Genomic DNA, 26,479 nt, shown 5'->3' with positions numbered 1-26,479 from the left:
TTTCTGAAGGCTTTCCATGACACTCAAAATCTATGGCACGGCGGCTTCGCGTGCGGCACGGCCTCTGTGGGTGGCGCAGGAGCTGGGCCTGGCCTACGAGCATATTCCCCTGCCTTACCTGGGCGGGGCCACGCGCACGCCGGAATTTTTGCTACTCAATCCCAATGGCCGCATTCCCGTGATTGACGACGAGGGCGTGCTGGTCTGGGAATCCATGGCTTGTACGCTGTACCTGGCCGAGCGCTTCAAAAGCAGCAATATGCCCTCGCTGGCGGCAGAAAATCATGCCGAGCAGGCCGAAATCCTGCGCTGGAGTTTTTGGGCCATGACCGAGTGTGAAAAAGACGCCCTGGCGTTTTTGATGCACCGCGTGCTGATGCCGGTTGAGCGTCGCAAGAGCCAGCTGGCCGACGAGGCCCAGCGGCGTTTGGCTGGCCCCTTGAGCGTGCTGGAGCAGCATTTGCAAAGCCGCAGCTATCTGGCCGGTGAGCGCTTTACCGTGGCCGATATCTGCGTGGCGTCGGTGCTGGCCTGGGTGGAAGGTGCGAGCGAACTGATGACGCAGTGCCCACGGGTCGCCGAATGGTTGCAGCGTTGCCTGGCCAGGCCAGCCTTCCTGGAAGTCAGAAATATGGCGAAAAGTGCCTGAAGCGCTTTATTGACGGGCGCAGCGCGCTATCTATTTGATAGTTTTCGGCCGTCAGTCGGTTTGGTGCAGGCCCCGGGCGGCTTGCAGCCCAGAGCGGATCGCGCCCTCCAGTGTGGCGGGATATGGCCCGTCTATGTAGTCACCGCAGGCCAGCAGGCCAGGCGCGATGTGAGCCAGCGGGCGCTGCAAGCCCGGGCTGCAGGCAAAGGTGGCGCGCTTTTCCACAATCGTCTGCACCGGCTGCAAGTCAGTCAGCCCGAGTTGCCCTTTGGCCTGCGCCAGCACTTGTTGCGTCAGCGTGGCGCTGTCGCCCGTGCTGGCACTGATGACAAAGGCCAACAAACCGGCGGGGCCGCCCAGCAGGCCGCGGTCAAAGATAAACTGGGCCGGCTCGGCGGCGTTGGCCCGCAGCGCCAGCATGGGCTGGTGCAGGCGAGCCTGTGGCGCATGAAGATAAACCGTGCTCAAGGCCTCGTGCCGCAAGCCGCTTGCCTGCATCAGCCAGGCGTCGGCGGCCACGCCGCTGCCTGCCACCAGGCGCGCCGCCTCCTTGGGCGCACAAGCCAGCACCACGGCATCAAAGGCAAGATCGGCATCGCTATCGGTGCTGAGCCGCCAGCCGGCGTTGGTGGGCGCCATGGCTTGCACGCGTACGCCCAGTTGCGGCGCGCTGCCTTGTGCGCTCAGCCAGGCCAGCGCGGCATCGGGCAGCAGGGCGCTCAGGTCGGCGCGTGGCAGCAGCAGGTTGGAGCCGCCGCTTTGCGCAAACAGGGCATCGTGCATGACGCGCAAAAACACCTGGCCGCTGGCCCGCTCGGGCGGGGTGTTGAGCGCCGACACACAGAGCGGTTCGATCAGCGCGGCCATGGCCGTGGCCGTTAGTCCTTGGCACAGATCAGTCACCGACTGAGCCGCATCGCACTGAAAGCGCCTGAGCTGCCAGCCCAGTGCTACCTTGAGCAGCGACAGCCGATCGGCCCAGGACCAGCCGCGTGCGCCCAGGATGCCGGCAAAGGCATCCAGCGGCGCCGGCCACTGCGGCAGCTTGAGGCCGCTGCCGTCGGGAAACTGCATGGTCAGCGGCAGGCGCAGCAAGCTAGCTTCCACATCAACGCCCAAGTCGCGCATCAAGCGCAGGCTTTCCGCGTAGGCGCCAATCAGGATGTGCTGGCCGTTGTCCAGCGCCACCGGTTGACCGGCCACTGTGGCCATGACGCGTCTGGCCCGGCCGCCGGCGGTGCGGGCGCTTTCAAACAAGGTAGCCTGGTGACCGAGTCGCGTGGCTTCGACGGCGGCGGCGCAGCCGGCCCAACCGGCACCTATGACGGCGACTCTCACGTTGCAAGCCGTGGAGTGGCCGCACACGCCATCAGCTGGCCTTGGCCTAAGCGCGGTGCTGGCAAGCCGGCGCCGCGGAACTGGCTTGGCCAGGCCGCAGGCGCAGCGAACCACACGAAGTGGGGCGCGTGGGGGCTCACTAAATCGTTCCGAAAGCCTGGGTTTTCCAGGCCAGCCAGAACTTGCGCAGTGGCGTGAGGCTGACGCGCTGGTGCAGCACCTGGTAGTTGTCGGCGGCAATTTCGCGCAGCAAGGTGCGGTAGATGCTGGCCATCATGAGGCCTGGCTTTTGCGCCCGGCGATCGGCTTCGGGCAGCAGGGCCAGCGCCTCGTCGTAAAGCGCCAGCGCGCGCTCGGTCTGGAACTGCATCAGTGCGGTGAAGCGATCCGAATACTGGCGCTTCAGGATTTCATGCGCCTTCACGTCAAACTGCTGCAGCTCATTGACAGGCAGGTAGATGCGCCCGCGCATGGCGTCTTCGCCGACGTCACGAATGATGTTGGTGAGCTGAAAGGCCAGGCCCAGCTTGTGGGCGTAGGCCGTGGTGGCCTCGTCGGTCTGGCCGAAAATGCGCGCCGCCACTTCGCCGACGATGCCCGCCACCAGGTGGCAGTAGCGCGTGAGGCCGGGGAAGTCGAGGTAGCGGTTTTGTTCCAGGTCCATCTGGCAGCCTTCGATGACGGCCTGCAGGTGACGTGCCTCGATGCCGTAGGTCGCCGCCAAGGGCATCAGCGCCCGCATCACCGGATGCGTGGGCTGGCCGGCATAGGACTTGAGCACCTCGCCTTGCCACCAGGCCAGCTTGGTGCGGGCGACGCCGGTGTCGCTTATTTCATCGACGACATCGTCAATTTCGCGGCAAAAGGCATAAAAAGCGGTGATGGCGGCGCGCCGCTCTTTGGGTAAAAACAGGAAGGCGTAATAAAAACTGCTGCCTGAAGCGGCAGCTTTTTCCTGAACGTAGGTTTCCGGGGTGTTCGTGGGACGCATGCGCCGATTGTCCCATGGGACTTGGGGGCGGCCGCCAGCACATCAACACATTGATGCGCTGCACCATCGGGCCGCCGCGCTGCAGCTGAAGCCCTTATCCCGGCACAAAGTCGGAGGGATATTTCCAGAAGTCCTTCAACAGGTAGCTGGGCGGCAATTGCAGGCTTTGACCCTTGGGCGGGATGGGCTGCATAAACCATTTGTCATAGATGGGGTAGATGTCGCGCGACATGATCAGCCGGCGCATTTCCCGGTCAACCAAGCGTTTGAGTGGCAGGTCGTCCTTGGCGAACATGATCGCCAGGGCATCGGTGGTCAGAAACTTTCCGACAACTTTCAAGGCCTTGGGGTCTGGCCGATTCGCGGCCAGGCTGTAGAGCTGGATGTCGTCCATGGCAAAGGCATCCGCCTTGCCGCTTTCGACCATTTCGACGGCGGCGGTATGGGTCGGTGCCGGCAGGATGGTCATGCCGTGCAGCAGCTCCCGGTTCTTTTGTTCAAGAATCTGCAATCCGGTGGCGCCTACCGTAGACACCACGCGCTTGCCTTTGAGATCCTCCAACGAGTCGATGTTGCTCGTTGCCTTCACCAGGTAGCGAATACCCGTGATGAAGTGGGGGATGGTGAAGCTCACTTTTTCCCGGCGCTCGGCATTGTTGATGGTCGAGCTGCACTGTAAGTCTGCGCGACCCTCGACGATGCTGGGAATCCGTTGCGCCGCGCTCACGGGCAGATACGACACCTGCATATTGGGCAGCTTCAGCTCCTTGCGCAGCACGTCGGCAAGTTGCAGGCACAAGTCAATCGCGTAACCCACAGGTTCCTTGCCGGACGCCATGTAGGAAAAAGGGATGGAGGATTCACGAAAGGCGATGACCAGTGGCCCACCGGCCCGCAGCTTGTCGAGCACCCGGCTGGGGGCTTCATTCCCCCGCGCCGCTGGCTGGGAATGCGCAGGAAAGTACAAGCAAGCTGCGAGAAGAAAGATGGATGGGCCACGTAGGAACAACTGAAGTCTCCAGTAATAAATGATTTAAAAGTCTAGGGTGCACTCGATCGGCGCCTTGCTAGCATTCGACAATATTGACGGCCAGCCCGCCGCGCGAGGTTTCCTTGTATTTTGTCTTCATGTCGGCGCCGGTCTGCATCATGGTCTTGATGACCTTGTCCAGCGAGACCACATGGGTTCCGTTGCCTCGCAAGGCCATGCGTGCGGCGTTGATGGCTTTGATGGCGCCCATGGCGTTGCGCTCTATGCAGGGAATCTGCACCAGACCGCTGATCGGGTCGCAGGTCATGCCCAGGTTGTGCTCCATACCGATTTCGGCCGCGTTTTCCACCTGCGCGGGGCTGCCGCCCATGACGGCCGCCAGCGCCCCCGCGGCCATCGAGCAGGCGACGCCGACTTCGCCCTGACAGCCGACTTCGGCGCCCGACAGCGAGCCGTTCTTCTTGTAAATGATGCCTATGGCCGCCGCCGTCAGCAAAAAGTCGATGATGTGGTCCTCGCTGGCGCCAGCCACAAAGCGCTGCTGGTAATGCAGCACGGCGGGGATGACACCGGCCGCGCCGTTGGTCGGGGCCGTGACCACGCGGCCGCCTACGGCGTTTTCTTCGTTGACGGCAATGGCGTACAGATTGACCCAGTCCATGGCGGCCAGCGGATCGAGCGGCGCATTCTTGTCGGGGTTCTGCAGTTGTTGGTACAGACCGGCCGCGCGGCGCTGGACCTGCATGCGGCCCGGCAAGTGGCCGCTGCTGGCACAGCCGCGCTGCACCGCACCGGCCATGGTCTGCCAGATGGCCAGCAACTGGCGGCGCAGCTCGGGCAGCGTGCGCCACTGCTTTTCGTTCTCCAGCATCAGCGCCGCAATGGACATCTGGTGACGGCTGCATTGCGCCAGCAGGTCGGCGCCGGTGTCGAAGGGGTAGGGCAGCTCGACGGCAGTCGGCAAGGCCAGGCTGGTTTCGTTCAGCACGCGCTGGCCGTCGGCGTCGACCACAAAACCGCCGCCGACGGAGAAATACTCAGCGCTGGCCAACTCCGCGCCGGCCGCGTCCAGTGCCACGAAGCGCATGCCATTGGGGTGAAAGGGCAGGCTTTTGCGCAGGAAGAGCATGTGCTCTTTCTCCCGGAAAGCGATGGGTTGGATGTCTAGCAGGCGCAATTGCTGGGTTTCGCGGATGCTGGCCAGGGCCGGTTCGATCGCGTTCGGGTCAATCTGGTCCGGCTGATGGCCGGCCAGGCCCAGCATGATGGCCCGGTCGGTGCCGTGACCGCGGCCGGTGGCGCTCAGTGAGCCGTACAGCTCGGTGACAAGGGTGGCGGTGGCTGGCAACAGGCCCGCCGCTCGCAGTTTGCAGGCAAACTGCCGGGCCGCAATCATGGGGCCTACGGTGTGCGAGCTGGAGGGGCCGATACCGATCTTGAACAGATCAAAAGCGCTGACGGACATGGCGAAACCTATTAAAAAGGCCTGACCACTGGGCAGTGATCAGGCCGGAACAGTGGGTAATAGGTGAAGCTTAGCGCGTCTTGTTGACGGCGAGGTTCCACAAGGCCACCAACTGCTCATATTCGGCAGAGGCCGCTTCCTGGTTGAGCGGGAAAACCTTGATGGACTTCAGGTCGGGCAGCGAGGTCAGCTTGGACACGGCGATGTCTGTGCGCGTGGGGCGGCGGAAGTTCTTCACCAGTTGCGCCTCTTGCGCCTCTTTGCTCATCAGGCCGTTGTACAGCGCCTTGGCGGCGTCCATGTTCTTGGCGCCCTTGACGATGAACATGCCCTCGGGCGCCAGGTAGCTGCCTTCGCTCGGGTAGACCAGCTTGATTTCCTTCTGGCCGCCGGCCACATATTCTTGCGCGGCGTATTCGATGGTCAGGCCGACCGGGTATTCGCCCGCGGCCACGCCCTTGTAGGTGGTGCCCGAGGATGACGTGACGACGGCGTTGGCGGCGATTTTTTCCAGCCCGTCCTTGCCGAACTGCTTGAGCAGGCCGTAGACCAGCATGTAGGCGGTAGCGCTCTTGCTCGGATCGGTGATGGCGAACTTGCCTTTCCACTCGGGCTTCATCAGGTCGGACCAGGTCTTGGGCGCGGCCAGGCCCTTGAGCTGGCGTTCATTGACCATCAGCACCATCACGTGCAGATTGGTGCCCACCCACAGGTTGCCCGGGCCGCGGAATTCAGCCGGAATGGCGGCCAGCTCGGGCGCCTGGTAGGGTTCCAGCAAATCCTTGTACGCGCCCAGCGTGCCAAAGCCGCCGCTCCACAGCACGTCGCCGCGCGGGCTTTTGGACTCGGCCTGGATGCGCTTCATCAGCGAGCCCGTGCCGCCCGTGACCTGCTGCACGTTGAGCGAGGGCGACTTCTTTTTGACCACGTTGAGCGCGGTCTCTATGGTTTCGGTGTTGTTCGAGGAGTACAGCACCACGGTTTGAGCCTGCGCCAGGCTGGCCACCAGGCCGGCGGCGGCCAGCGTGCATTGCAAAAAGGACTTGATGTTCATTGAGAGCCTCTTGGGTTGAAAAAAATTACTTGCTGGAGAAAAGATTGATGCGAAAGACCTTGATAGACACCACGATGGGCAGCAGGATCACGCTGACCAGGGCCGCACCATAGGCCGATGCGAGGCCCAGGCGTCCGCCATCGACCTGGCGGAAGATGGCAATGGGCATGGTTTCCAGCCCGCCGGTATAGACCACCACCGAAGCCGACAGCTCGGAGATGGTGGTGACCCACATCAGGATGGCGGCCGATATCAGCGAAGCCTTCATGGCCGGCAAAATCACCTTGAAAAAAGTCATCAGCGGTGACACGCCCAGGCTGATGGAGGCCTCTTCGATGGAGTCGGGAATGTTGAACAGCGTGGACGAGGCATTGCGCACCGCAAAGGGCAGGCGGCGCACCGTGTAGCACAGCACCATGATGCCCGAGCTGCCGGCCAGCACCAGCCAGCCGGTGTTGAAGGTCTGCACCAGGGCAATACCCAGCACCGTGCCGGAAATGGTTAGCGGCAGCACCACGATGTAGTCCAGTGCCTGGGTGAAGATATTCTTCTTCTTGATGGTCAGATAGCTCACCAGCACGGCAAAGGCCACGCCGGTCAGCGTCGCCATGGAGGCGAACTTCAGCGAGTTCAGTATGGGCTCGGGCGCGCCGTGCAGGGCGCGTTGCAGGCTGGACAGAGACCACTGGCCCCAGCGCATGACGGGGCCGCTGGTTTCGGTGAACGCCGCCACGAACACGATGATCAGCGGCAACATCGACAGCAGGATCACCAGGCCCACCGCGGTGGTGTAGAGCAAGGCGGCGCCTGAGCGCACGCGGATAGGCGCCGGTGCGCGGCCTTGCGTCATGGTGTAGATCTTGCGCTCGACCACGCGTTTTTGCAGGAAGAGCACCACGGCGACGATGCCTATGGAGACCACCGACATGGCGCTTTGCAGCATGGGGCTGCCGCCCATTTCGCTGACAAAGGTGTTGTAAGTCATGACCGAGAGCAGCGGCACCCGGCTGCCCAGCAGCATGGAGAGCGCGAAATTGCCCACCACCAGGGTGAAGACCACCAGCGCGTTCACCAGCACCGCCGGCAGTATGACCGGCACCAGCACGCGGAACTTGGTCACCAGTGGCGAGGTGCCCAGACTCAGGCCGGCTTCTTCCAGCTGACTGTCAACTCCGCGCAGCGCGGCCAGCACACCCAGGTAGATATAGGTGTAGTAGACCAGCGTCATGGAAAATACCATACCGGTCCAGCCGTAAAACGTCGGCAGCTCAACCCCCAAGTCGGCCATGACGTTGGTGATCAGCCCATTGTTGCCCAGCAGCAGCAGCCAGGACTGGCCCACGATGATCTCGGGGATGACGATGGTCATGATGGGCAGGACGGCGACCAGGTTTTTCAGCGGAAACTCGTAGCGCGCCACCATGTAGGCAAAGGGCACGCCCACGGCCACGGTGCAGGCGGTAACCGCCACGCCCAGCACCAGCGTGTTGCGAAAGGCCTGCACATACTGGCTGTCATTGAGCAGGCTGATGAAGCCGGCCAGCGAGAAGGCGCCAGAGTCGTCTTGCACGCTGTTGATGAACAGCATGCCCAGGGGATAAAACACAAAAAAGAGAAGCAGGACCAGGCTGAGCAGCGTCAGAAAGCCCCAGGGCCACCAGTTGATTTTCATGGCGCTCTTTCTTAGACGGAAACGATGCGGCTGTCGGCCGGCACCAGTACTTGCACGGCGTCACCGGCCTGAAAGTCGGCCACGGTATTGCCAGCATGCAGTTCCACCCGGATTTCGGACTGGTCGTGCAGCTTGATGCGGTAAGCGGTCTTGAAACCCAGGTACTGGCGGCGCAGCACATGGCCGGAAATGGTGTTGGGCACATGCGGCGCCGGCGCCATCAGCGACAGGTCTTCCGGGCGTGCGATCAACATGCCTTGTTCGCCCAGGGTGTCGCTGCCTTGCACGCCGTCAAAGGGGCGGCCACCGAGGTGAAAGCGCACATGGCGGGAGCCGCCGCCGCCCTCGGCCCGCAGCCGCTCGGCCGGCACCGCAATCACATTGGCCGAGCCGATGAAGTCGGCCACATAGGCATTGACCGGCGTGCCATAGAGTTCTTCCGGCGTGCCCAGCTGAGCAATATTGCCGCGGTCCATGATGGCGATGCGGTCCGACATGGCCAGCGCTTCTTCCTGGTCGTGGGTGACAAACACGGTGGTGATGCCGGCCTCGCGCACCAGGTCCAGAATCACGTCGCGCATCTGCAGGCGCATCTTGGCGTCCAGGTTGGACAGCGGCTCGTCCATCAACAGCACGCGCGGGCGAATCACCAGCGCCCTGGCCAGGGCCACGCGCTGGCGCTGGCCGCCGCTCATCTGCGCCGGGTAGCGCTCGGCCAGCGCCAGCAGGCTGACCTTGTCCAGCGCCTCGTTGACCCGGCGCTTGATCTCGTCCTTGCTCACCTGGCGGGCGCGCAGGCCGTAGGCGACGTTGTCAAAGGCCGACTTGTCGGGAAACAGGGCGTAGTCCTGGAACACCATGCCGATGTCGCGGTGATGGGTGGACACCCGCGTCACATCGTCCTTGTCGAACAGGATGCGCCCGCCATCGGGGTTGTTGAAGCCGGCAATGCAGCGCAGCAAGGTGGTCTTGCCGCAGCCGCTGGGGCCCAGCAGCGTATAGAAAGCGCCGTCCGGAATATGCAGGGAAAGGTTTTGCAAAACCGTTTGACCGGCAAACTGCTTCACGATGTTGTCTATGGTGATGGACGCCATGTTGATCTCTAGGGATAAATATGGCGCTGATGATAGGAGTCACCCCATTCCTGCACCAGCCGTTTTTTATAGGGCTTGTGGTTAGTTTTTCTAAGAGCTTGCTGGTCTAAGATGAGCCGCAATTTATGGAGCAGGCCGCTTCTATCCAAAGAGGCGGTTTTAATAACAACGATTCAACCGAGACCCGCAAGACGCATGAGAGGACAACACTGCCAGACTGACAGAGCAAGCTGCCGCAGCGTTTGGAGCCTGGCACGCATGGGGGCTGGCGTCTGATATGGTGCGGCGCCTTCCGCCCCTGAAAGCCCTGCGCGTTTTTGAAGCCGCGGCGCGTCATGCCAATTTCACGGCCGCCGCCGAAGAACTGAGCATTACCCATAGTGCGATCAGCCAGCAGATACGGCTGCTTGAGGACTACATAGGCCAGCCGCTGTTCACGCGCGAGGCCCGCGGTGTCACCTTGATGCCGCACGCCCGCGACTACTTCACCGAAGTGCAGGCCAGCCTGGATCGCATCGCCAGCGCCACCACGAGCCTGAAGTCACCGAATCAGCGCCGCTGCCTGCGCGTGTGCACCACACCTTCATTGGCGATGAAGTGGCTGATCCCCAGGCTGGCGGGTTTTCAGACCCAGGTGCCGGACGTCGATGTGCAGCTGTCCACCGTGAGCCGGCAGTTTTTCGAGCATGCCGAGGCCGGCAGCGATGTGCTGATTCGCCGCATGCCGCTGCAGCGCCCCGATTACAGCTGCGTGCGCTGCCTGGATGACTACCTGGTGCCGGTGGCCTCGCCACGTTTTATTGAGCGCCACCGCATTTATGCCGTGGCCGATTGCCTGGCCCACCCCTTGCTGCAGGCGGCCAGCGGCATGGACAACTGGCCGCGCTGGTTCGAGCTGGCCGGCGTGCAAGTGCCGTCGCAGTTGCCGGGCCCGGTTTTTGACCATCAGTTTTTGTGCCTGCAGGCCGCCATGAACGACCTGGGCCTGGCCCTGGCGCCCTGGTGCTTGCTGGAAGAAGACATACGGGCCGACCGTTTGCGCCCACTGTTTGCCCGGCCGCGCTTACCGGGCCCGGGGATTTACGCGCTTTACCGCAACGAAAGCCCGGTATCCGGCCTGGCGCGGCAATTCATCGACTGGCTGGGCCGGCAAGGCCACGCAGCAACAGGAACTGAGACATGACACAAGCATTAGACATTCATGGCAGCGGCATTGCGCCTACCGACCTGCAACTGCGCGGTGTGGCGCCTGGCTTGCGCCTGGCCGATTTCCGCCTGATCGCCTTTGACATGGACTCGACCCTGATCAACATCGAGACCCTGGACGAGGTGGCCGAGGCCGCCGGCTGCAAGGCCGAGATGGTCGCCATCACAGAGGCCGCCATGCGTGGCGACATCAGCGACTACAAGGCCAGCCTGCGCCAGCGCGTGGCCTTGCTGCGTGGTGTGCCGCTGTCGGCTTTGCAGGATGTGTATGAGCAAAAGCTGCGCCTGAACCCCGGCGTTGAGACGCTGATTGCCGCCTGCAAGCGTGCCGGCCTGCGCTGCATTTTGCTGAGCGGCGGCTTTACGTTTTTCACCGACCGCCTGCAGCAGCGCCTGGGGCTGGGCGACACGCGCTCCAACGTGCTGGAGATTGAAGGCGGCCGCCTGACCGGGCGTATGCTGCCCCAGCCCTGGGGCGATATTTGCGATGGCGAGCAAAAGAAAATCAAGCTGCTGGAATGCTGCGATGCCCTGGGCATCACGCCGGCCCAGGCGATTGCCGTGGGCGACGGGGCCAACGACCTGCCTATGCTGCAGGCGGCCGGCCTGTCGGTGGCCTATCACGCCAAGCCAGTGGTGCGGCAGCAAGCCATGGTGGCCATCAACGAGGGCGGGCTGGACCGGCTGCTGGAAGTCTTGCGCTAAGTCGATCGGCGGGGCTGGGCGCCTACATCCACAGGGCGCGCCAGCCCATCACGGCCACATCCCAGGGGCCGAGCTTGGGGCGTTTCTTCAGGGTGTTAAAGCCCTGCGCCTCTATCTTGTCCAGGATGCGCAGGCCGCCTTGCACCACCAGGCGCAACTCCCAGCCGCCGCGGCCCGGCACCTTTTTCACCAGTTTTGAGCCTTTTAGCATGCTAGCCCTTGCTGCATGTGCGCTATCAGCTATCAAATTAATAGTGTTGGGATGGCTATCCAGCGCCAACAGCTGGGCCTCGGTGACGCCGTGCCGGCCCCAGGCATCGGCAGGCAGGTAGATGCGGCCGCGCGGAATGTCCACGCTCAGGTCTTGCCAGAAATTGATCAGCTGCAGCGCGCTGCAGATGCAGTCACTTTCTTGCAGCGATTCAGCGTCCTGCACGCCATACAGATGCAGCAGCAGCCGGCCCACGGGGTTGGCCGAGCGCCGGCAGTAGTCCAGCAGCTCCGCTTCGCTGGCATAGCGCTGCTTGACCACATCCTGCTCGAAGGCGCTGAGCAGGTCGGCCAGCAAATTCACGGGCAGAGCGTGCTGCCTGATCATCGGGGCGAGTCGCCCGAACACGCCGGCCCAGCGCGGCGAGGGCGCTTGGCCGCTGGCCGTCGCCATCAGGTCGGCGCGGTAGGCGGCGAGCTCGTCCAGCCGCGTCTGGGGCGGCGCATCGCCTTCATCGGCAATGTCGTCGGCGGTGCGGGCGAACCAGTAAATGGCGCTAATTGCCGGGCGCAGGCGCGGCGGGCAGAGCAGGGAGGCCACCGGAAAATTTTCGTAATGACTGACGCCTTGTGCGAGCGGGGAGGGGCCTTGATTCATGGCGTGGATTGTCGCTTGACAAGGTTTTCCATTTCCCATAGATTACTAACCCATTAGTCAGTAACCGATATTTTCCTGCTGCCTCGCGTTGCCTTGCCCGCGTTCATTCGAACTTTTTCCAATCTGATCATGAAAAAAACCGTTTTGTCTCTGGCGAGCATCGCCATGTTGCTGGCCGCCTGTTCCCGTTCGGCGCCGCCGGAAGAACCGATCCGGGCCGTGAAAGTGATCACCATTGGCAGCCAGGCGTTTTCCTCCAGTCACGAATACGCCGGTGAAGTGCGGGCCCGGGTCGAGTCCCGGCTGGGTTTTCGGATAGGCGGCAAGATCGTCAAGCGCCAGGCCGAGCTGGGCCAGCAGGTCAAGGCCGGGCAGGTGCTGGCTCAGCTTGATCCGCAGGATTACCGGCTGGCCTTTGAGGCCGCCCGTGCCCAGGTTGCTGTTGCTGTCACCAGCCGTGACTTGGCCGCTGCTGATTTCAAGCGCTACCAAGCACTGAAAAACCAGAACTTCATCAGCGGCGCCGAGCTGGAACGCCGCGAGGCGGCCTTGAAATCCGCTCAATCACAGCTGGCGCAAGCGCGCTCACAGCTGGCGGTGCAGGGCAATCAGGCGGATTACACGGTGCTGAAAGCCGATGTCTCTGGCGTTGTGACGGCCGTGGATGCCGAGCCAGGTCAGGTGGTGGCCGCCGGTGCGCCTGTGCTCAGGATTGCGGCCGACGGGGTGCGCGACGTGGTGTTTTCGGTGCCGGAAGACAAGGTGGCAGGCTTGGCGGTTGGCGCGCCGGTCAAGATTCGGGTCTGGGCCCAAGGCGCTGAGCTGAGCGGCAAGGTGCGCGAGGTGGCCGCCAGCAGCGACCCGGTGACGCGAACTTACGCGGTCAAGGTGTCGGTCGATGCGGCCGAGCCGCCGGCGCTGGGCGCCACGGTCTATGTGATTGCCGAAGGTGCGGCGGCGGGGCAGCCGGTCATCAAGCTGCCAACCACGGCCTTGCGCCAGGAGGGGCAAGCCACGGCGGTGTGGCTGCTCGACAAGTCCAGCATGACGCTGAAGTCGCAGCCCATCCAGATTGCCACGGCGGACGGTAATGAGGTGGTGGTGGCCTCTGGCCTGCAGCCGGGCATGCAGGTCGTCAGCGCCGGCGTGCATGTGCTGTCGCCGGGGCAAAAAGTCAGTGTTTATCAGTCAAATACGTCTGTAGCCCAATCTGGACAAGCGCAGACAGCTCCTGATGTTGTAGCAAATAAGGCTTCGGCGGCGTCGGCTCCCGCCTCGTCCTCCCCTGCGAAGTGAGCGCGGCATGACGCAGACAACGAACGATCAGGCCTCTAGCCCCCACCCGTCGCCTTCGGCGCGTTTCAACCTGTCGCGCTGGGCGCTGGAGCATCCGGCCTTGACCCGCTACCTGCTGGTGGTGCTGGTCGTGCTGGGCTTTGCGGCCTATTTTCAGCTCGGGCAGGACGAAGACCCGCCCTTCACCTTTCGCGCCATGGTGGTGCGTACCTATTGGCCGGGCGCCACCGCGCAACAAGTGGCCGAGCAGGTAACCGACAAGCTGGAGCGCACGCTGCAGGAGGTGCCTTACGCCGACAAGATACGCAGCTATTCCAAGCCGGGCGAGTCGCAGATCATTTTCCAGATCAAGGATTCGTCCCCGCCCGGCGAGGTGCCCAATGTCTGGTATTCGGTGCGCAAGAAAATTGGCGACATGCGCGGCACGCTGCCGGGTGGCGTGCAGGGGCCGTTTTTCAATGACGACTTCGGCGATGTTTACGGTGTGATTTACGCGCTGGAGTCGGACGGTTTCGATTACGCCGAAGTCAAAGTCTTTGCCGATGCGATACGCCAGCAATTGCTGCGCGTGCCGGACGTGTCAAAGGTCGAGTTGTTTGGCGTGCAGGACGAGAAAATCTTTATCGAGCTGTCGCAAAAACGCCTGGCCCAGTTGGGGCTGGACCTGAATCAGGTGCTGGCCCAACTGGGCCAGCAAAACGCGATCGAGTCGGCCGGGGCGGTGCAGACGCCGCTGGATGTGGTGCAAGTGCGGGTGGCTGGCCAGTTCGAGGCGCTGGAGCAGTTGCGCGCCATGCCGATTCGCGGCAGTTCGGGCAAGCAACTGCGGCTGGGTGACATTGCCGAGATCAAACGCGGCTATGTCGATCCGCCCTCGGTCAAGGTGCACCATCAGGGCAAGGAAGTGATCGCGCTGGGTATCGCCATGACCAAGGGTGGCGACATCATCGCCATGGGCAAGGCGCTGCAGCAGCTGACGGATGGCCTGGAGAAAACGCTGCCGGCCGGCATCAAGCTGGTCTCCATGCAAAACCAGCCCAAGGCGGTGGCCAGTTCGGTGAACGAGTTTGTCGGGGTGCTGATAGAGGCCGTGCTGATCGTGCTGGCGGTCAGTTTTATCAGCCTGGGTCTGCACAAGCGCGCGCATGCAGGCCCTGGGCAGTTGCCGCTATGGAAGCGTTACTACGTCGACATGCGGCCAGGCCTGGTGGTGGGCATCACGATTCCGCTGGTGCTGAGTCTGACTTTTCTGGCGATGTGGTATCTCAATATTGGCCTGCACAAGATTTCTCTGGGCTCGCTGATCATCGCCCTGGGCCTGCTGGTCGATGACGCCATCATTGCGGTGGAGATGATGGTGCGCAAAATGGAGGAGGGCTATGACAAGGTGCGCGCCGCCACCTTTGCCTATGAAATCACCGCCATGCCCATGCTGACCGGCACGCTGATCACCGCCGCCGGCTTTTTGCCGATTGGCCTGGCCAAATCCACCACCGGCGAATACACCTATGCGATTTTTGCCGTGACGGTGGTCGCGCTGGTGCTCAGCTGGATCGTTTCGGTCTACTTTGTGCCCTACCTCGGAACCTTGCTGCTCAAGGTTCCGCCGCATGTGATGGAAGTGCAAGCCGGTCTTGACCAGCCGCACGAGATGTTCAACAGCCCGTTTTACAACCGCTTTCGCCGCACCGTGAACTGGTGTGTCGAACACCGCTGGCTGACGATTGGCGCCACGGTGCTGATTTTTGCCCTTGGCATCGTCGGCATGGGCAAGGTGCAGCAGCAGTTTTTCCCGGATTCCAGCCGTCCGGAAATCATGGTCGATATCTGGTTTCCCGAAGGCACCTCCTTTGCCGCCAACGAGGCGACCGCCAAACGCGTCGAGCAACGCCTGATGCAGGAGGCTGGCGTGGCGTCCGTCAGCACCTGGCTGGGCTCGGGCGTGCCGCGTTTTTACCTGCCGCTGGACCAGGTGTTTCCGCAGACCAATGTGTCGCAGATGATTGTGCTGCCCAAGGACCTGGCGGTGCGCGAATCCCTGCGCATCAAGCTGCCGGCCTTGCTGGCCACCGAGTTTCCCGAGGTCAGGGGCCGGGTCAAGCTTTTGCCCAACGGGCCGCCCGTGCCTTATCCGGTGCAGTTCCGGGTGGTGGGCCTAGACCCGCTGGTGTTGCGCGAGCGCGCCGACGAGGTCAAGGCGGTGATGCGGCAAAGCGCCAACACGCGGGGCGTGAACGACAACTGGAACGAGTCGGTTAAGGTACTGCGTTTGGCGGTCGACCAATCCAAGGCGCGTGCGCTGGGTGTAAGCAGCCAGTCGATTGCGCAGGCCTCGCGCACGCTTTTGGCGGGCACGCCGGTGGGGCAGTACCGCGAGGGCGACAAGCTGATCGATATCGTGCTGCGCCAGCCGCTCGATGAGCGCAATACCATCACCGATATCGGCAATGCCTATTTGCCCACCGCGTCTGGCCAATCGATTCCCTTGACCCAGATCGCCAAGCCGGTATTTGCCTGGGAGCCCGGTGTGATGTGGCGCGAGAACCGTGACTACGCCATCACGGTGCAGAGCGACATCGTCGAGGGCTTGCAGGGCGCCACCGTGACGCAGCAGTTGCTGCCGCAACTCAAGGCGCTCGAAAAGAAATGGCATGACAGCGGCATGACGGACTATCGCATCCAGGTGGCGGGCGCGGTGGAGGAAAGCAGCAAGGGCTCGGCGTCCATCGCCGCCGGCATCCCCATCATGCTGTTTCTGACTTTCACACTGCTGATGCTGCAGCTGCACAGCTTCAGCCGTGCCATGCTGGTGTTTCTGACCGGGCCGCTTGGCATTGCCGGTGTGGCGGCTGCGCTGCTGTTGCTGGGTCGACCCTTTGGCTTTGTGGCCCTGCTGGGCGTGATTGCGCTGATGGGCATGATTCAGCGCAATTCCGTGATCCTGATTGACCAGATCGAGCAAGACCGGGCCAGGGGCGTGCCGGCCTGGGATGCGATTGTCGAGTCCGCCGTGCGCCGCCTGAGGCCGATTGTGTTGACCGCGGCGGCGGCGGTGCTGGCGATGATTCCGCTGTCGCGCAGCGTGTTCTGGGGCCCCATGGCCGTGGCCATCATGGGCGGCCTGATTGTGGCGACGGTGCTCACCTTGCTGGCCTTGCCAGCCATGTATGCGGCCTGGTTTCGCATCAAGCGCGTAACGCCGGGGTGACAGAAATCTCGTCCTGCTGTAGCCAGGCCGGAAAAAATCGCGGTCGATACAGGTTAAAATAGAGAGTTGACCGATTTCAAACGGGATTCTGATTGCTTCGGATTCCCGTTTTTATTTCAGGCGCGCGGGTGGCGAAATTGGTAGACGCACCAGGTTTAGGTCCTGACGCCAGCAATGGTGTGGGGGTTCGAGTCCCCCCCCGCGCACCAACTCTGAGGCTTGAGGGCGGCAAGTGCCGCCCTCAACGCCATCAGGTGTGGCTGAATCACCGCAGCATGTCAGGTGCAAGCCCTGTCTTGAATACTTTTGATTTTTAGGAAACCATCATGGCCGTGACTGTTGAAACCCTTGAAAAGCTCGAGCGCAAAATGACGTTGACGCTGCCCGTCAATACCATTCAGTCGGAAGTTGATTCCCGCCTGAAGAAGTTGGCTCGCACGGTGAAAATGGACGGTTTCCGTCCCGGTAAAGTGCCCATGAACGTGGTGGCTCAGCGTTATGGCTACTCGGTGCACTACGAAGTCATGAACGACAAGGTCGGCGAGGCGTTTGCCGTGGCCGCCAACGAGGCCAAACTGCGCGTTGCCGGCCAGCCCCGCATCAGCGAAAAAGAAGGTTCGCCAGAAGGCGAGCTGCTTTTTGATGCCGTGTTTGAAGTCTATCCAGAAGTCAAGATCGCCGATCTGACGAACGCCGAAGTCGAAAAAGTCAGCGCTGAAGTCAGCGATGCCGCCATCGACAAAACGCTGGATATCCTGCGCAAGCAGCGCCGTACCTTTGCTCAGCGCGCAGCCGATGCGCCAGCGCAAGACGGTGACCGCGTCACCATCGACTTCGAAGGCAAGATCGACGGCGAAACCTTTGCCGGCGGCAAGGCCGAGGCGTTCCAGTTCCTGGTTGGCGAAGGCCAGATGCTGAAGGAATTTGAAGATGCCGTGCGCGGCATGAAGAGCGGTGAGAGCAAGACCTTCCCGCTGAGCTTTCCCGCCGATTACCACGGCAAGGACGTGGCCGGCAAACAGGCCGACTTCCTGGTGACGGTGAACAAAATCGAAGCCGCCCACCTGCCAGAAGTCAATGAAGCACTGGCCAAGTCCCTGGGCATTGCGGATGCGACGGTCGAAGGCCTGCGTTCCGACATCAAGAAAAACTTGGAGCGTGAAGTCAAGTTCCGTCTGTTGGCCCGCAACAAGAATGCCGTGATGGACGCTCTGGTGGCCAATGCCGAGCTCGATTTGCCCAATTCAAGCGTGCAGGCCGAACTGGACCGCATGATTGAAGGCGCTCGCGCCGACTTGAAGCAGCGCGGCATCAAGGACGCCGACAAGGCTCCGATTCCCGACGATATCTTCCGCCCGCAAGCTGAAAAACGCGTTCGTCTGGGCCTGGTGGTGGCCGAACTGGTGCGCGCCAACGAACTGCAAGCTAAGCCAGAGCAACTCAAGGCACACATCGAAGAGCTGGCCGCCAGCTACGAAAAACCGCAAGACGTGGTGCGCTGGTACCTGAGCGACAACCGTCGCATGGCCGAAGTGGAAGCCGTGGTTATTGAAAACAATGTGACCGACTTCGTCCTGAGCAAGGCCAAGGTTACCGAAAAGACCATCTCCTTCGATGAGTTGATGGGTCAGAACTGAACGACTAGCTTCTCCTGAAGCTTGGGGCTTGTGCTTTGCAGTACAGGCCCCAATTTATTTTGGGTACAGTACAAACATCTCTGGAGAAAACATGATGGTTCGAAATAGTATTTATGGGGGCGCCTACGGCAACCCGCAAGCGGCTAGCCAGGAAACGCAAGGCCTGGGCATGGTGCCCATGGTGATCGAGCAATCCGGCCGGGGCGAGCGTTCGTACGATATTTATTCGCGTTTGCTGAAAGAGCGCGTCATTTTCCTGGTCGGACCGGTCAATGACCAGACCGCCAATCTGGTGGTGGCGCAGTTGCTGTTCCTGGAAAGCGAAAATCCTGACAAGGATATTTCTTTCTATATCAACTCGCCCGGTGGCTCGGTCACGGCTGGCATGGCGATTTACGACACCATGCAGTTCATCAAGCCGGATGTCTCTACCCTCTGTGTGGGTATGGCGGCTAGCATGGGAGCTTTTTTGCTGTCGGCAGGCACCAAGGGCAAGCGCTTTACGCTGCCCAATTCGCGCGTGATGATTCACCAGCCTTCCGGCGGTGCGCAAGGTCAGGCGACAGACATAGAAATTCACGCCCGTGACATTTTGAAAACACGTGATCAGCTCAATCGCATCCTGGCCGCCAACACCGGCCAGACGGTCGAGAAAATTGAGCGCGATACCGAGCGTGACTATTTCATGTTTGCCGATGAGGCCAAGGAATACGGCTTGGTGGATCAGGTCATTTCCAAGCGTCCTTGATCAAAACATCGTAGCTCGAAGTTGCACGGCAACAGCGGCGTTTTCTGCAGCAGAAACGCCGTTTTTTTATTGGTTATCATTAGCCAACAGTTCCTCCAGTCACGTTAAAGGCATCCCTCCCATGGCCGAGAAAAAAGGCTCCTCCAGCGAAAAAACCTTGTACTGCACGTTTTGCGGTAAAAGTCAGCATGAGGTTAAAAAACTGATCGCGGGCCCATCGGTTTTTATCTGTGACGAGTGCATAGATCTCTGCAACGAAATCATTCGCGACGAACTGCCCGCGGGCATTGACGTCAGCGAGACGCGCAGTGATTTGCCGACACCGTCAGAGATCAAGTTGACGCTGGACGGCTACGTGATTGGTCAGGAACCGGCCAAGCGTACGCTGGCCGTTGCCGTGTACAACCATTACAAGCGTTTGCGTCACAAGGAAATCGCCAAAAAAGACGAGGTAGAACTGACCAAGAGCAATATCTTGCTGATTGGCCCCACGGGGTCTGGTAAAACCCTGCTGGCACAGACCTTGGCTCGCACGCTTAACGTGCCTTTCGTGATGGCCGATGCGACCACTTTGACCGAGGCCGGTTATGTGGGTGAGGACGTCGAAAACATCATCCAGAAATTGCTGCAAAGTTGTAATTACGAAGTCGAACGCGCTCAGCAGGGGATTGTCTACATTGATGAAATCGACAAGATTTCTCGTAAATCCGACAACCCATCCATCACCCGCGACGTCTCGGGAGAAGGCGTGCAGCAGGCGCTGCTCAAGTTGATGGAAGGCACGATGGCATCGGTGCCGCCGCAGGGTGGCCGCAAGCATCCGAACCAGGATTTCCTGCAGGTCGATACCACCAATATCCTGTTCATTTGCGGTGGTGCTTTTTCAGGGCTGGAAAAAGTCATTGAAAATCGTACCGAGGCTTCGGGCATTGGCTTTGGCGCTGCCGTCAAAAGCAAAAAAGCACGTAGCTTGACCGAGGCGTTCAAGGATGTCGAGCCCGAAGATCTGATCAAGTTTGGCCTGATTCCCGAGTTGGTTGGCCGCATGCCGGTGATCGCTACGCTGGCCGAACTGAGCGAAGATGCGTTGGTGCAAATTCTGACGGAACCGAAAAATGCTGTGGTCAAGCAGTTCAGCAAGCTGCTTGCCATGGAAGGTGTTGATCTGGAGATTCGGCCTTCCGCTTTGAAGGCCATTGCCCGCAAGGCTCTGGCCCGTAAAACAGGTGCGCGCGGCCTGCGTTCCATCCTGGAACAGTCGTTGATTGACACTATGTTCGACCTGCCCAATGCCAGCAATGTCGACAAAGTGGTGGTGGATGAATCCACGATTGAAGAAAACAAAGCACCGCTGCTTGTCTACCGCGAAACCGCAAAGAAAGCCTGAACGTCAGCAGGGGGCGCTCAGGGGTGCTTGAAAAGCAGCTCCTGCGCCCCATGTCTGAGTTAATTATGCTCCGCCTGACCATGAAAACGGTCAGGGCGTCTTACGTTTAAGGTTTATATGTCCGGACAAACTACACTGCCTCCCACCCCCATCGAGTTGCCACTCTTGCCTTTGCGGGATGTGGTGGTCTTTCCGCATATGGTGATCCCTCTGTTTGTGGGTCGGCCCAAGAGCATCAAGGCGCTGGAGTCGGCTATGGAAGCGGAGCGCCGCATCATGCTGGTGGCGCAAAAAGCTGCAGCCAAGGATGAGCCTTCGGTTGAGGATATGTTTGAGGTTGGCTGTGTCGCCACTATCCTTCAACTACTCAAGCTGCCAGATGGCACGGTCAAGGTTTTGGTTGAAGGTCAGCAGCGCGCCCGAGTCAATAAAATTGAAGATGGTGAGCAGCACTTTTCCGCCAATGTCACGCCGGTTGAGCCGGCAGCGGTAATTGCTGGTGATAAGGGTAGCGAAATCGAGGCCTTGCGCCGTGCCGTGATGCAGCAGTTTGATCACTATGTCAAACTGAATAAAAAAATCCCGCCGGAAATCCTGACCTCCATCTCCAGTATTGACGATGCAGGCCGCTTGGCCGATACGATCGCCGCCCATTTGCCGCTCAAGCTCGATGCCAAACAGGTGATTCTGGATCTCGACAACGTCAAAGTTCGGCTCGAAAACCTTTACGAGCAGCTGGAACGTGAGGTTGACATTCTCAATGTTGATAAAAAAATCCGCGGCCGCGTCAAGCGCCAGATGGAAAAAAACCAGCGTGATTTCTACCTGAACGAGCAGGTGAAAGCGATCCAGAAAGAGCTGGGCGAGGGTGAAGAAGGCGCGGACATCGAAGAGATCGAGAAGAAGATCAAGAGCGCCAAGATGCCGCAAGAGGCTCGTAAAAAGGCTGAGAGCGAACTTAAAAAACTCAAGCTGATGTCACCAATGTCGGCCGAAGCCACGGTGGTGCGCAGCTATATAGATGTGCTGACGGGTTTGCCGTGGAGCAAGAAAACCAAGATCAAACATGATCTTGTCAATGCCGAAAACGTGTTGAATGAAGACCACTTTGGTTTGGAAAAAGTCAAAGACCGCATCGTGGAATATCTCGCGGTGCAGCAACGCGTGGACAAGCTCAAGGCCCCGATCCTTTGCTTGGTAGGCCCTCCGGGCGTGGGTAAGACTTCATTGGGGCAATCGATAGCCAAGGCGACGGGCCGCAAATACGTGCGTATGGCTTTAGGGGGCATGCGGGACGAGGCGGAAATTCGCGGCCATCGCCGCACCTACATCGGCGCCTTGCCGGGCAAGGTGCTGCAAAGTCTGACCAAAGCAGGCACGCGCAATCCGCTGTTCTTGCTGGATGAGATCGATAAGCTGGGAACGGACTTCCGCGGAGACCCTTCCAGTGCACTGCTTGAGGTGCTGGATCCGGAACAAAACCATACCTTTGGCGATCATTACGTCGAAGTCGATTTCGATTTGAGTGACGTGATGTTTGTGGCGACGTCGAATTCGATGAATATTCCGCCAGCCTTGCTGGACCGCATGGAGGTTATCCGGCTTTCAGGGTATACCGAGGACGAGAAAACCAGCATTGCCATGCGTTACCTGCTGCCCAAGCAGGTCAAGAACAACGGCGTGAAGGATGAAGAGCTCGAGGTGCAGGAGCAGGCTGTGCGCGACATCGTGCGCTACTACACCCGTGAAGCGGGGGTGCGCTCCTTGGAGCGAGAGCTCTCGAAAATTTGCCGCAAGGTTGTCAAAGGCATTCAGCTCAAAAAAATGACGCCTAGAGTGGTGGTCACGCCCGACAACCTCAATGATTTCCTGGGTGTTCGTAAGTTCGATTACGGCCGTGCCGAACAGAAAAACCAGGTGGGCCAGGTGGTTGGTCTGGCATGGACCGAAGTTGGCGGCGATTTACTGACGATCGAGGCTGCCGTCATGCCTGGCAAAGGCGTGATTACCCGTACGGGGTCTCTGGGCGATGTCATGAAGGAGTCGGTTGAGGCCGCTCGTACAGTGGTTCGCAGCCGCGCCAAACTTCTGGGCATCAAGGATGAGATGTTTGAGAAACGTGACATCCACATCCACGTGCCGGATGGCGCAACACCGAAAGACGGGCCGAGCGCAGGGGCGGCTATGACGACGGCGTTTGTCTCGGCCTTGACGGGTATTCCAGTGCGTGGGGATGTCGCCATGACGGGTGAAATTACCCTGCGCGGTGAGGTGACGGGGATTGGCGGCTTGAAGGAGAAATTGCTGGCTGCCTTGCGTGGCGGAATCAAGACAGTGTTGATCCCAGAGGACAATGCCAAAGACCTGCAGGAGATCCCGGACAACGTTAAGAGTGGGCTGGAGATCGTGCCAGTGAAATGGATAGACCAAGTTTTGCAGGTCGCATTGGAGCGTCAACCTGTTCCACTGACGGATGAAGAAGCCGCCGTGGCCGCTAGTGCTGCTGTTCCTGTGACTGTCGCTGGGACGATCACACATTAATAAGCAAAAGTTTTTGAGGCTTCTTAAAAAGTCAAAAAAACCGCGCTATAATTAGAATCTGTAAACGCGGGAGTAGCTCAGTTGGTAGAGCGCAACCTTGCCAAGGTTGAGGTCGAGAGTTCGAGACTCTTCTCCCGCTCCAATTCAAAGGGCAGCACTTCAAAATGCTGCCCTTTTTTATTAGAGTAATCGATGCGGCCATAATAAGTCGGTATCGATGTGAATGGAATAAGGCGCGGTAACAAAGCGGTTATGTACCGGATTGCAAATCCGGCTAGCCCGGTTCGACTCCGGGCCGCGCCTCCAGTTTGTTTTTTTGAGAGCCCATCGAACTAAGGATGGAAGAAATCGGTAGTGCCGTTATATTTCCAAGAAGAATGCAGAAATTTGCAATCTTCCAAGAAATTGGAAATAAAAGCAGTATAATTCAATTTGAAATCGCGGGAGTAGCTCAGTTGGTAGAGCGCAACCTTGCCAAGGTTGAGGTCGAGAGTTCGAGACTCTTCTCCCGCTCCAATTTAAAGGGCAGCACTTCAAAATGCTGCCCTTTTTTATTAGAGTAATCGATGCGGCTATAAGTCGACATCGCTGCAAACAGAACATGGCGCGGTAACAAAGCGGTTATGTACCGGATTGCAAATCCGGCTAGCCCGGTTCGACTCCGGGCCGCGCCTCCATCTGCTTATTGTCATTCGCCCCAGAAATGGGGCTTTTTTGTTTGACAATACGCTGTATTGCATTTTGGCCTGAGTGGTGAAATAGGTAGACACAGCGGACTTAAAATCCGCCGCTTCGTGAATAGCGGGCGTACCGGTTCGATTCCGGTCTCAGGCACCACCGTCGTCAAGCGCTGCGCCGGGCGTTTCCCGTTCAAACTGGGTAAGATAAATTCCATGTCCCGCTACAACACTCCCTTTGAAATTCATGTCCATGGCGAAGTCTCTCTGCGCGCGGACGTTACCTTTGAGCAATTGCAGGAGGCTTTGAAGCCGCTGTGGAAGTATGCGGGTGCAAAATCTCTGGCTGCAGGCGCTGCAAGTGCTTACGAAGAGGAGCCAGGCATCAAATTTGATGTCCACAAGCATTTGCTCAAGATGTGCTGGACGGTGTCGGGTGACGAGGATTTCCGTCAAACGGTAGATGAAATGTGCATGGGCTTGAATGAGTTGGCCGAGCTGGGTGCACCCATTGAAGTAACGTTTTACGATTCGGATTTCGATGATGAGGAAGAGGGCTCAGGCGGCGATGAGGCCCGTGATGACTTTGTCGTGTATTTTGTTGGCCCCACGCCGGCCGCCATCATGCAGGTTCAGCGGGATTTGCTGGTGCAGGACATGATAGGCCTGATGGAGCGGCATTTTGATGCTGCCGAACTGGGCGAGGTCGTTGTGGCTGTCGATAAATTGTTTGAGCGCCGCTTTGATGCACTGGTCAATTCCATGCAACTCGGCAAGCCACCGCGTGGCCAGGGTGGATCATCGGGCGGGTCTGGACATGGCGGCGGGCGCAAACCCCGACATTTGCACTAGTGTGCTTTGGGCTGGCTTTTCGGTGAAGCGGAAATGTCCTGCTCATCGGTAAAGCCGAGGCCGCGAAGATAGACATTCATGGCGCATTGACCAACAGCCAGAAGGTCAAAGACGCCCGGGTCGAGCAGCCAGCTTTGAATCAGACCAACAATCAGCGCATGTAGTCCCCGCGCCGCGACTGCGGCGGTCACCGGTAGCGAAACATGCATCTGACGGGCGCCCGCATGCATGCGCTGCTCAATCCGATTTACAAAACCATTGCACACCGCCAAGTGGCGAAGGCGCACAGCCTGCAGCTCCTCTACGTATTCCACTTTGTGCGTTGCGACTTCAAAGACGCGACGCGTTTGCGCATCGGTAACGATCTGCCTGAGCGCATCGATGGTGGTGAGCCGTATCCGGTGCAGCGGGTTGATGTCATCGGTGCTGTCGTCGTCCTTATGGTCCAGCGCCTCCTCCATCGGCAGTGTGACGCGTTCCATCATGGCATTGAAAAGGGCTGCCTTGTCTTTGAAATGCCAGTAAACAGCGCCGCGTGTGGCCCCAGCCCGTTTGGCAATATCTTGCAGACTGGTGCGAGACACCCCTTGCTCCTGAAACAAGCACTCGGCCGCATCCAGCAGCCGGTTACGGGTTGCCAGCGCTTCTTCTTTGGTTCGACGAGCCAATGGAGTCTCCTATTTTTGATTTTGAGCTAATTTTTATACATTCACAAATGTATGTAAACTATAGCATCAGCAAAAACCCTTGCTTTTCGGTTTTCGTTGTCGGTAAAGAGGCTTGTTTCTCATGACCGATAGCGCGTTACCATTCGTCATTCCCCCAAAAAATCGAGGACCAGCATGCCTATGTCTAGCGTTGCCCATACTTTTTTGCCGCCCAAATTCATGCGCCGTCAGTCGCTTGTGGGCGTTGCCGTACTTTCTCTCTTTTTGGCTGGGTGCGGCAAGGGTGGCGGAGCTCCTGCCGGTGCAGCGCCACCACCCGTGCAGGTGGGTGTGGTCGCGGTGACGCAGGGCGATGTCGGTCTGGTGACTGAGTTGCCGGGCCGCCTGGAGGCATCGCGCATTGCACAGGTCAGGGCACGAGCTGCTGGCATTTTGCAGAAGCGTCTGTTTCGCGAGGGCAGTGATGTGAAGGCGGGGCAGCCCTTGTTCAGCATTGATGCTGCGCCTTACGCAGCCGCTGTTGCCAGCGCCAAAGCGGGTCAGGCACGGGCCGAGGCTAATCTGGCGCAGGCCACCGCTCTGGCCGAACGCTACAAGCCGCTGGTCGAGGCCAATGCGGTCAGCAAGCAGGAATATGCCAATGCCGTAGCGGCACAGAAGCAAGCGGAAGCCGATGTGGCAGTGGGTAAAGCCAGTGTCCAGACGGCGAATATCAATTTGAGTTATGCCGCAGTAACCGCGCCTATCTCGGGTCGCATCGGTCGGTCGTTGGTGACTGAAGGTGCCCTGGTGGGGCAGGGTGAGGCGACGCAACTTGCCGTGATTCAGCAGATTAACCCGATGTACGTCAACTTCACGCAATCCGCATCGGACGTGATGAAGCTGCGCGCCGCGATGGCGGGCGGCCAGTTCAAACGTGCCACCGGTGGAGATTCTGCGAGCGTGCGCATTGTGCTGGAAGACGGAACAGAATACTCGCGCCCTGGTCGCTTGCTGTTTTCAGATCTGACTGTCGACGCGACAACAGGCCAGATCACCTTGCGGGCGGAAGTACCCAATCCCGACGGGCAGTTGTTGCCAGGTCTTTATGTGCGTGTGCGTCTGGAGCAGGCGCAAGCGACCAATGCTATGACCTTGCCGCAGCAGGCCGTCACGCGTACGGCGCAGGGTGACACCGTCATGGTGGTCGATGCCGATGGCAAGGTGTCTTCGCGAAACATCAAGATCGGTAGCTCCAAAGGCACGCAGTGGGTCGTTCTGGACGGCCTGAAGGCAGGCGAGCAGGTCATGGTCGATGGCTTCCAGAAGCTGCAGATGATTCCACCGGGAACCCCCGTGAAGGCCGTGCCTTGGACGCCGGCAGGCGCTGCTGCGCCAGCGGCATCCGCAAGTTCTGCCGCTCCCGCTGCTTCAGCGGCTGCGAAGTAAGGAG

20 protein-coding genes and 6 tRNA genes are annotated in these 26,479 nt (G+C 60.0%); 17 read left to right on the top strand and 9 right to left on the bottom strand.

Features of this window, described 5'->3' with window-relative positions:
* Nucleotides 1–16 precede the first annotated feature (16 nt).
* Nucleotides 17–649, top strand: a complete 633-nt coding sequence (locus BM160_RS15255; RefSeq protein ID WP_092007035.1) for a glutathione S-transferase family protein — start codon at nucleotides 17–19, stop codon at nucleotides 647–649.
* 51 nt (nucleotides 650–700) lie between these two features.
* Here BM160_RS15255 and hpnE read toward each other — a convergent pair whose 3' ends face one another.
* The 7 genes from hpnE to BM160_RS15220 form a co-directional block, all read right to left on the bottom strand.
* On the bottom strand, nucleotides 701–1,987 hold the full coding sequence (hpnE, locus tag BM160_RS15250; protein ID WP_092007034.1) for a hydroxysqualene dehydroxylase HpnE: 1,287 nt from the start codon (nucleotides 1,985–1,987) through the stop codon (nucleotides 701–703).
* A 139-nt stretch (nucleotides 1,988–2,126) separates the two neighbouring features.
* Complete coding sequence (hpnD, locus tag BM160_RS15245; protein ID WP_092007033.1) at nucleotides 2,127–2,978, bottom strand: presqualene diphosphate synthase HpnD; 852 nt, start codon at nucleotides 2,976–2,978, stop codon at nucleotides 2,127–2,129.
* A 94-nt stretch (nucleotides 2,979–3,072) separates the two neighbouring features.
* A complete protein-coding gene (locus BM160_RS15240; protein ID WP_092007032.1) occupies nucleotides 3,073–3,888 on the bottom strand; it encodes an amino acid ABC transporter substrate-binding protein in 816 nt (271 codons plus the stop codon).
* Between the two features lie 157 nt (nucleotides 3,889–4,045).
* A complete protein-coding gene (locus BM160_RS15235; protein WP_092007031.1) occupies nucleotides 4,046–5,434 on the bottom strand; it encodes an L-serine ammonia-lyase in 1,389 nt (462 codons plus the stop codon).
* A 70-nt stretch (nucleotides 5,435–5,504) separates the two neighbouring features.
* Nucleotides 5,505–6,488 carry an ABC transporter substrate-binding protein gene (locus BM160_RS15230; protein WP_092007030.1) on the bottom strand — a complete coding sequence of 328 codons (984 nt, stop codon included), beginning with the start codon at nucleotides 6,486–6,488 and terminating at the stop codon, nucleotides 5,505–5,507.
* Between the two features lie 25 nt (nucleotides 6,489–6,513).
* The gene (locus BM160_RS15225; protein ID WP_092007029.1) at nucleotides 6,514–8,160 is read right to left on the bottom strand and encodes an ABC transporter permease; all 1,647 of its coding nucleotides are present in this window, start codon (nucleotides 8,158–8,160) and stop codon (nucleotides 6,514–6,516) included.
* An 11-nt stretch (nucleotides 8,161–8,171) separates the two neighbouring features.
* Nucleotides 8,172–9,254, bottom strand: a complete 1,083-nt coding sequence (locus tag BM160_RS15220) for an ABC transporter ATP-binding protein (protein WP_092007028.1) — start codon at nucleotides 9,252–9,254, stop codon at nucleotides 8,172–8,174.
* A gap of 277 nt (nucleotides 9,255–9,531) precedes the next feature.
* Here BM160_RS15220 and BM160_RS15215 point away from each other — a divergent pair, with 277 nt between their 5' ends.
* Nucleotides 9,532–10,437 carry a LysR substrate-binding domain-containing protein gene (locus BM160_RS15215; RefSeq protein WP_092007027.1) on the top strand — a complete coding sequence of 302 codons (906 nt, stop codon included), beginning with the start codon at nucleotides 9,532–9,534 and terminating at the stop codon, nucleotides 10,435–10,437.
* Nucleotides 10,434–11,165 (top strand): phosphoserine phosphatase SerB, encoded by a 732-nt coding sequence (gene serB / locus BM160_RS15210; RefSeq protein WP_092007026.1) that lies wholly within the window; start codon nucleotides 10,434–10,436, stop codon nucleotides 11,163–11,165. Before BM160_RS15215 ends, serB begins: the two co-directional genes overlap by 4 nt.
* Nucleotides 11,166–11,187: 22 nt before the next feature.
* Here the strand turns inward: serB and hpnC are convergent, their stop codons facing one another.
* Nucleotides 11,188–12,033: a squalene synthase HpnC gene (gene hpnC / locus BM160_RS15205; RefSeq protein WP_255368934.1), complete on the bottom strand. Its 846-nt coding sequence runs from the start codon at nucleotides 12,031–12,033 to the stop codon at nucleotides 11,188–11,190.
* Nucleotides 12,034–12,162: 129 nt separating this feature from the next.
* Between hpnC and BM160_RS15200 the strand changes: the two genes are divergently transcribed.
* From BM160_RS15200 to BM160_RS15140, 13 genes are all read left to right on the top strand, one after another.
* Entirely contained in the window at nucleotides 12,163–13,329 is a 1,167-nt protein-coding gene (locus BM160_RS15200) for an efflux RND transporter periplasmic adaptor subunit (protein WP_092007024.1), read from the top strand.
* A 7-nt stretch (nucleotides 13,330–13,336) separates the two neighbouring features.
* Nucleotides 13,337–16,537, top strand: coding sequence for an efflux RND transporter permease subunit (locus BM160_RS15195; protein WP_092007023.1), 3,201 nt, complete (start codon nucleotides 13,337–13,339; stop codon nucleotides 16,535–16,537).
* Between the two features lie 122 nt (nucleotides 16,538–16,659).
* A tRNA-Leu gene (locus BM160_RS15190) sits at nucleotides 16,660–16,746 on the top strand.
* Nucleotides 16,747–16,863: 117 nt separating this feature from the next.
* Nucleotides 16,864–18,174 (top strand): trigger factor, encoded by a 1,311-nt coding sequence (tig, locus tag BM160_RS15185; protein WP_092007022.1) that lies wholly within the window; start codon nucleotides 16,864–16,866, stop codon nucleotides 18,172–18,174.
* A gap of 91 nt (nucleotides 18,175–18,265) precedes the next feature.
* Entirely contained in the window at nucleotides 18,266–18,922 is a 657-nt protein-coding gene (gene clpP, locus BM160_RS15180) for an ATP-dependent Clp endopeptidase proteolytic subunit ClpP (RefSeq protein WP_092007021.1), read from the top strand.
* A gap of 121 nt (nucleotides 18,923–19,043) precedes the next feature.
* Entirely contained in the window at nucleotides 19,044–20,309 is a 1,266-nt protein-coding gene (clpX, locus tag BM160_RS15175; RefSeq protein WP_092007020.1) for an ATP-dependent Clp protease ATP-binding subunit ClpX, read from the top strand.
* Nucleotides 20,310–20,426: 117 nt separating this feature from the next.
* Complete coding sequence (gene lon, locus BM160_RS15170; RefSeq protein ID WP_092007019.1) at nucleotides 20,427–22,850, top strand: endopeptidase La; 2,424 nt, start codon at nucleotides 20,427–20,429, stop codon at nucleotides 22,848–22,850.
* A 66-nt stretch (nucleotides 22,851–22,916) separates the two neighbouring features.
* Nucleotides 22,917–22,992: transfer RNA gene (locus tag BM160_RS15165), tRNA-Gly, on the top strand.
* A gap of 90 nt (nucleotides 22,993–23,082) precedes the next feature.
* Nucleotides 23,083–23,156: transfer RNA gene (locus BM160_RS15160), tRNA-Cys, on the top strand.
* 134 nt (nucleotides 23,157–23,290) lie between these two features.
* A tRNA-Gly gene (locus tag BM160_RS15155) sits at nucleotides 23,291–23,366 on the top strand.
* Between the two features lie 87 nt (nucleotides 23,367–23,453).
* A tRNA-Cys gene (locus BM160_RS15150) sits at nucleotides 23,454–23,527 on the top strand.
* A gap of 67 nt (nucleotides 23,528–23,594) precedes the next feature.
* Nucleotides 23,595–23,687, top strand: a tRNA-Leu gene (locus BM160_RS15145).
* A gap of 56 nt (nucleotides 23,688–23,743) precedes the next feature.
* The gene (locus BM160_RS15140; RefSeq protein ID WP_092007018.1) at nucleotides 23,744–24,379 is read left to right on the top strand and encodes a DUF6806 family protein; all 636 of its coding nucleotides are present in this window, start codon (nucleotides 23,744–23,746) and stop codon (nucleotides 24,377–24,379) included.
* On the opposite strand, the gene BM160_RS15135 is transcribed toward BM160_RS15140, so the two are convergent.
* The gene (locus BM160_RS15135; RefSeq protein WP_092007017.1) at nucleotides 24,376–25,047 is read right to left on the bottom strand and encodes a TetR family transcriptional regulator; all 672 of its coding nucleotides are present in this window, start codon (nucleotides 25,045–25,047) and stop codon (nucleotides 24,376–24,378) included. The two genes, BM160_RS15140 and BM160_RS15135, sit on opposite strands and share 4 nt — an antisense overlap.
* 174 nt (nucleotides 25,048–25,221) lie before the next feature.
* On the opposite strand from BM160_RS15135, the gene BM160_RS15130 reads away from it, so the two are divergent.
* Nucleotides 25,222–26,475, top strand: a complete 1,254-nt coding sequence (locus BM160_RS15130) for an efflux RND transporter periplasmic adaptor subunit (protein WP_092007016.1) — start codon at nucleotides 25,222–25,224, stop codon at nucleotides 26,473–26,475.
* Nucleotides 26,476–26,479 lie beyond the last annotated feature (4 nt).

The sequence above is a fragment of the Polaromonas sp. OV174 genome (genome assembly GCF_900112285.1).
Lineage (GTDB): Bacteria > Pseudomonadota > Gammaproteobacteria > Burkholderiales > Burkholderiaceae_C > Polaromonas.
The sequence above is the reverse complement of the archived record's forward strand: the minus strand, read 5'-3'. Positions and strand labels throughout refer to the sequence as shown.

Bases quoted from the DNA above. Each gene is read 5' to 3' on its own strand.
- BM160_RS15255 (WP_092007035.1), top strand. From the start codon at position 17: ATGACACTCAAAATCTATGGCACGGCGGCTTCGCGTGCGGCACGGCCT.
- hpnD (WP_092007033.1), bottom strand. From the start codon at position 2,978: ATGCGTCCCACGAACACCCCGGAAACCTACGTTCAGGAAAAAGCTGCC.
- BM160_RS15235 (WP_092007031.1), bottom strand. From the start codon at position 5,434: ATGTCCGTCAGCGCTTTTGATCTGTTCAAGATCGGTATCGGCCCCTCC.
- BM160_RS15230 (WP_092007030.1), bottom strand. From the start codon at position 6,488: ATGAACATCAAGTCCTTTTTGCAATGCACGCTGGCCGCCGCCGGCCTG.
- BM160_RS15225 (WP_092007029.1), bottom strand. From the start codon at position 8,160: ATGAAAATCAACTGGTGGCCCTGGGGCTTTCTGACGCTGCTCAGCCTG.
- BM160_RS15220 (WP_092007028.1), bottom strand. From the start codon at position 9,254: ATGGCGTCCATCACCATAGACAACATCGTGAAGCAGTTTGCCGGTCAA.
- BM160_RS15215 (WP_092007027.1), top strand. From the start codon at position 9,532: ATGGTGCGGCGCCTTCCGCCCCTGAAAGCCCTGCGCGTTTTTGAAGCC.
- serB (WP_092007026.1), top strand. From the start codon at position 10,434: ATGACACAAGCATTAGACATTCATGGCAGCGGCATTGCGCCTACCGAC.
- hpnC (WP_255368934.1), bottom strand. From the start codon at position 12,033: ATGAATCAAGGCCCCTCCCCGCTCGCACAAGGCGTCAGTCATTACGAA.
- BM160_RS15200 (WP_092007024.1), top strand. From the start codon at position 12,163: ATGAAAAAAACCGTTTTGTCTCTGGCGAGCATCGCCATGTTGCTGGCC.
- BM160_RS15195 (WP_092007023.1), top strand. From the start codon at position 13,337: ATGACGCAGACAACGAACGATCAGGCCTCTAGCCCCCACCCGTCGCCT.
- tig (WP_092007022.1), top strand. From the start codon at position 16,864: ATGGCCGTGACTGTTGAAACCCTTGAAAAGCTCGAGCGCAAAATGACG.
- clpP (WP_092007021.1), top strand. From the start codon at position 18,266: ATGATGGTTCGAAATAGTATTTATGGGGGCGCCTACGGCAACCCGCAA.
- clpX (WP_092007020.1), top strand. From the start codon at position 19,044: ATGGCCGAGAAAAAAGGCTCCTCCAGCGAAAAAACCTTGTACTGCACG.
- lon (WP_092007019.1), top strand. From the start codon at position 20,427: ATGTCCGGACAAACTACACTGCCTCCCACCCCCATCGAGTTGCCACTC.
- BM160_RS15140 (WP_092007018.1), top strand. From the start codon at position 23,744: ATGTCCCGCTACAACACTCCCTTTGAAATTCATGTCCATGGCGAAGTC.
- BM160_RS15130 (WP_092007016.1), top strand. From the start codon at position 25,222: ATGCCTATGTCTAGCGTTGCCCATACTTTTTTGCCGCCCAAATTCATG.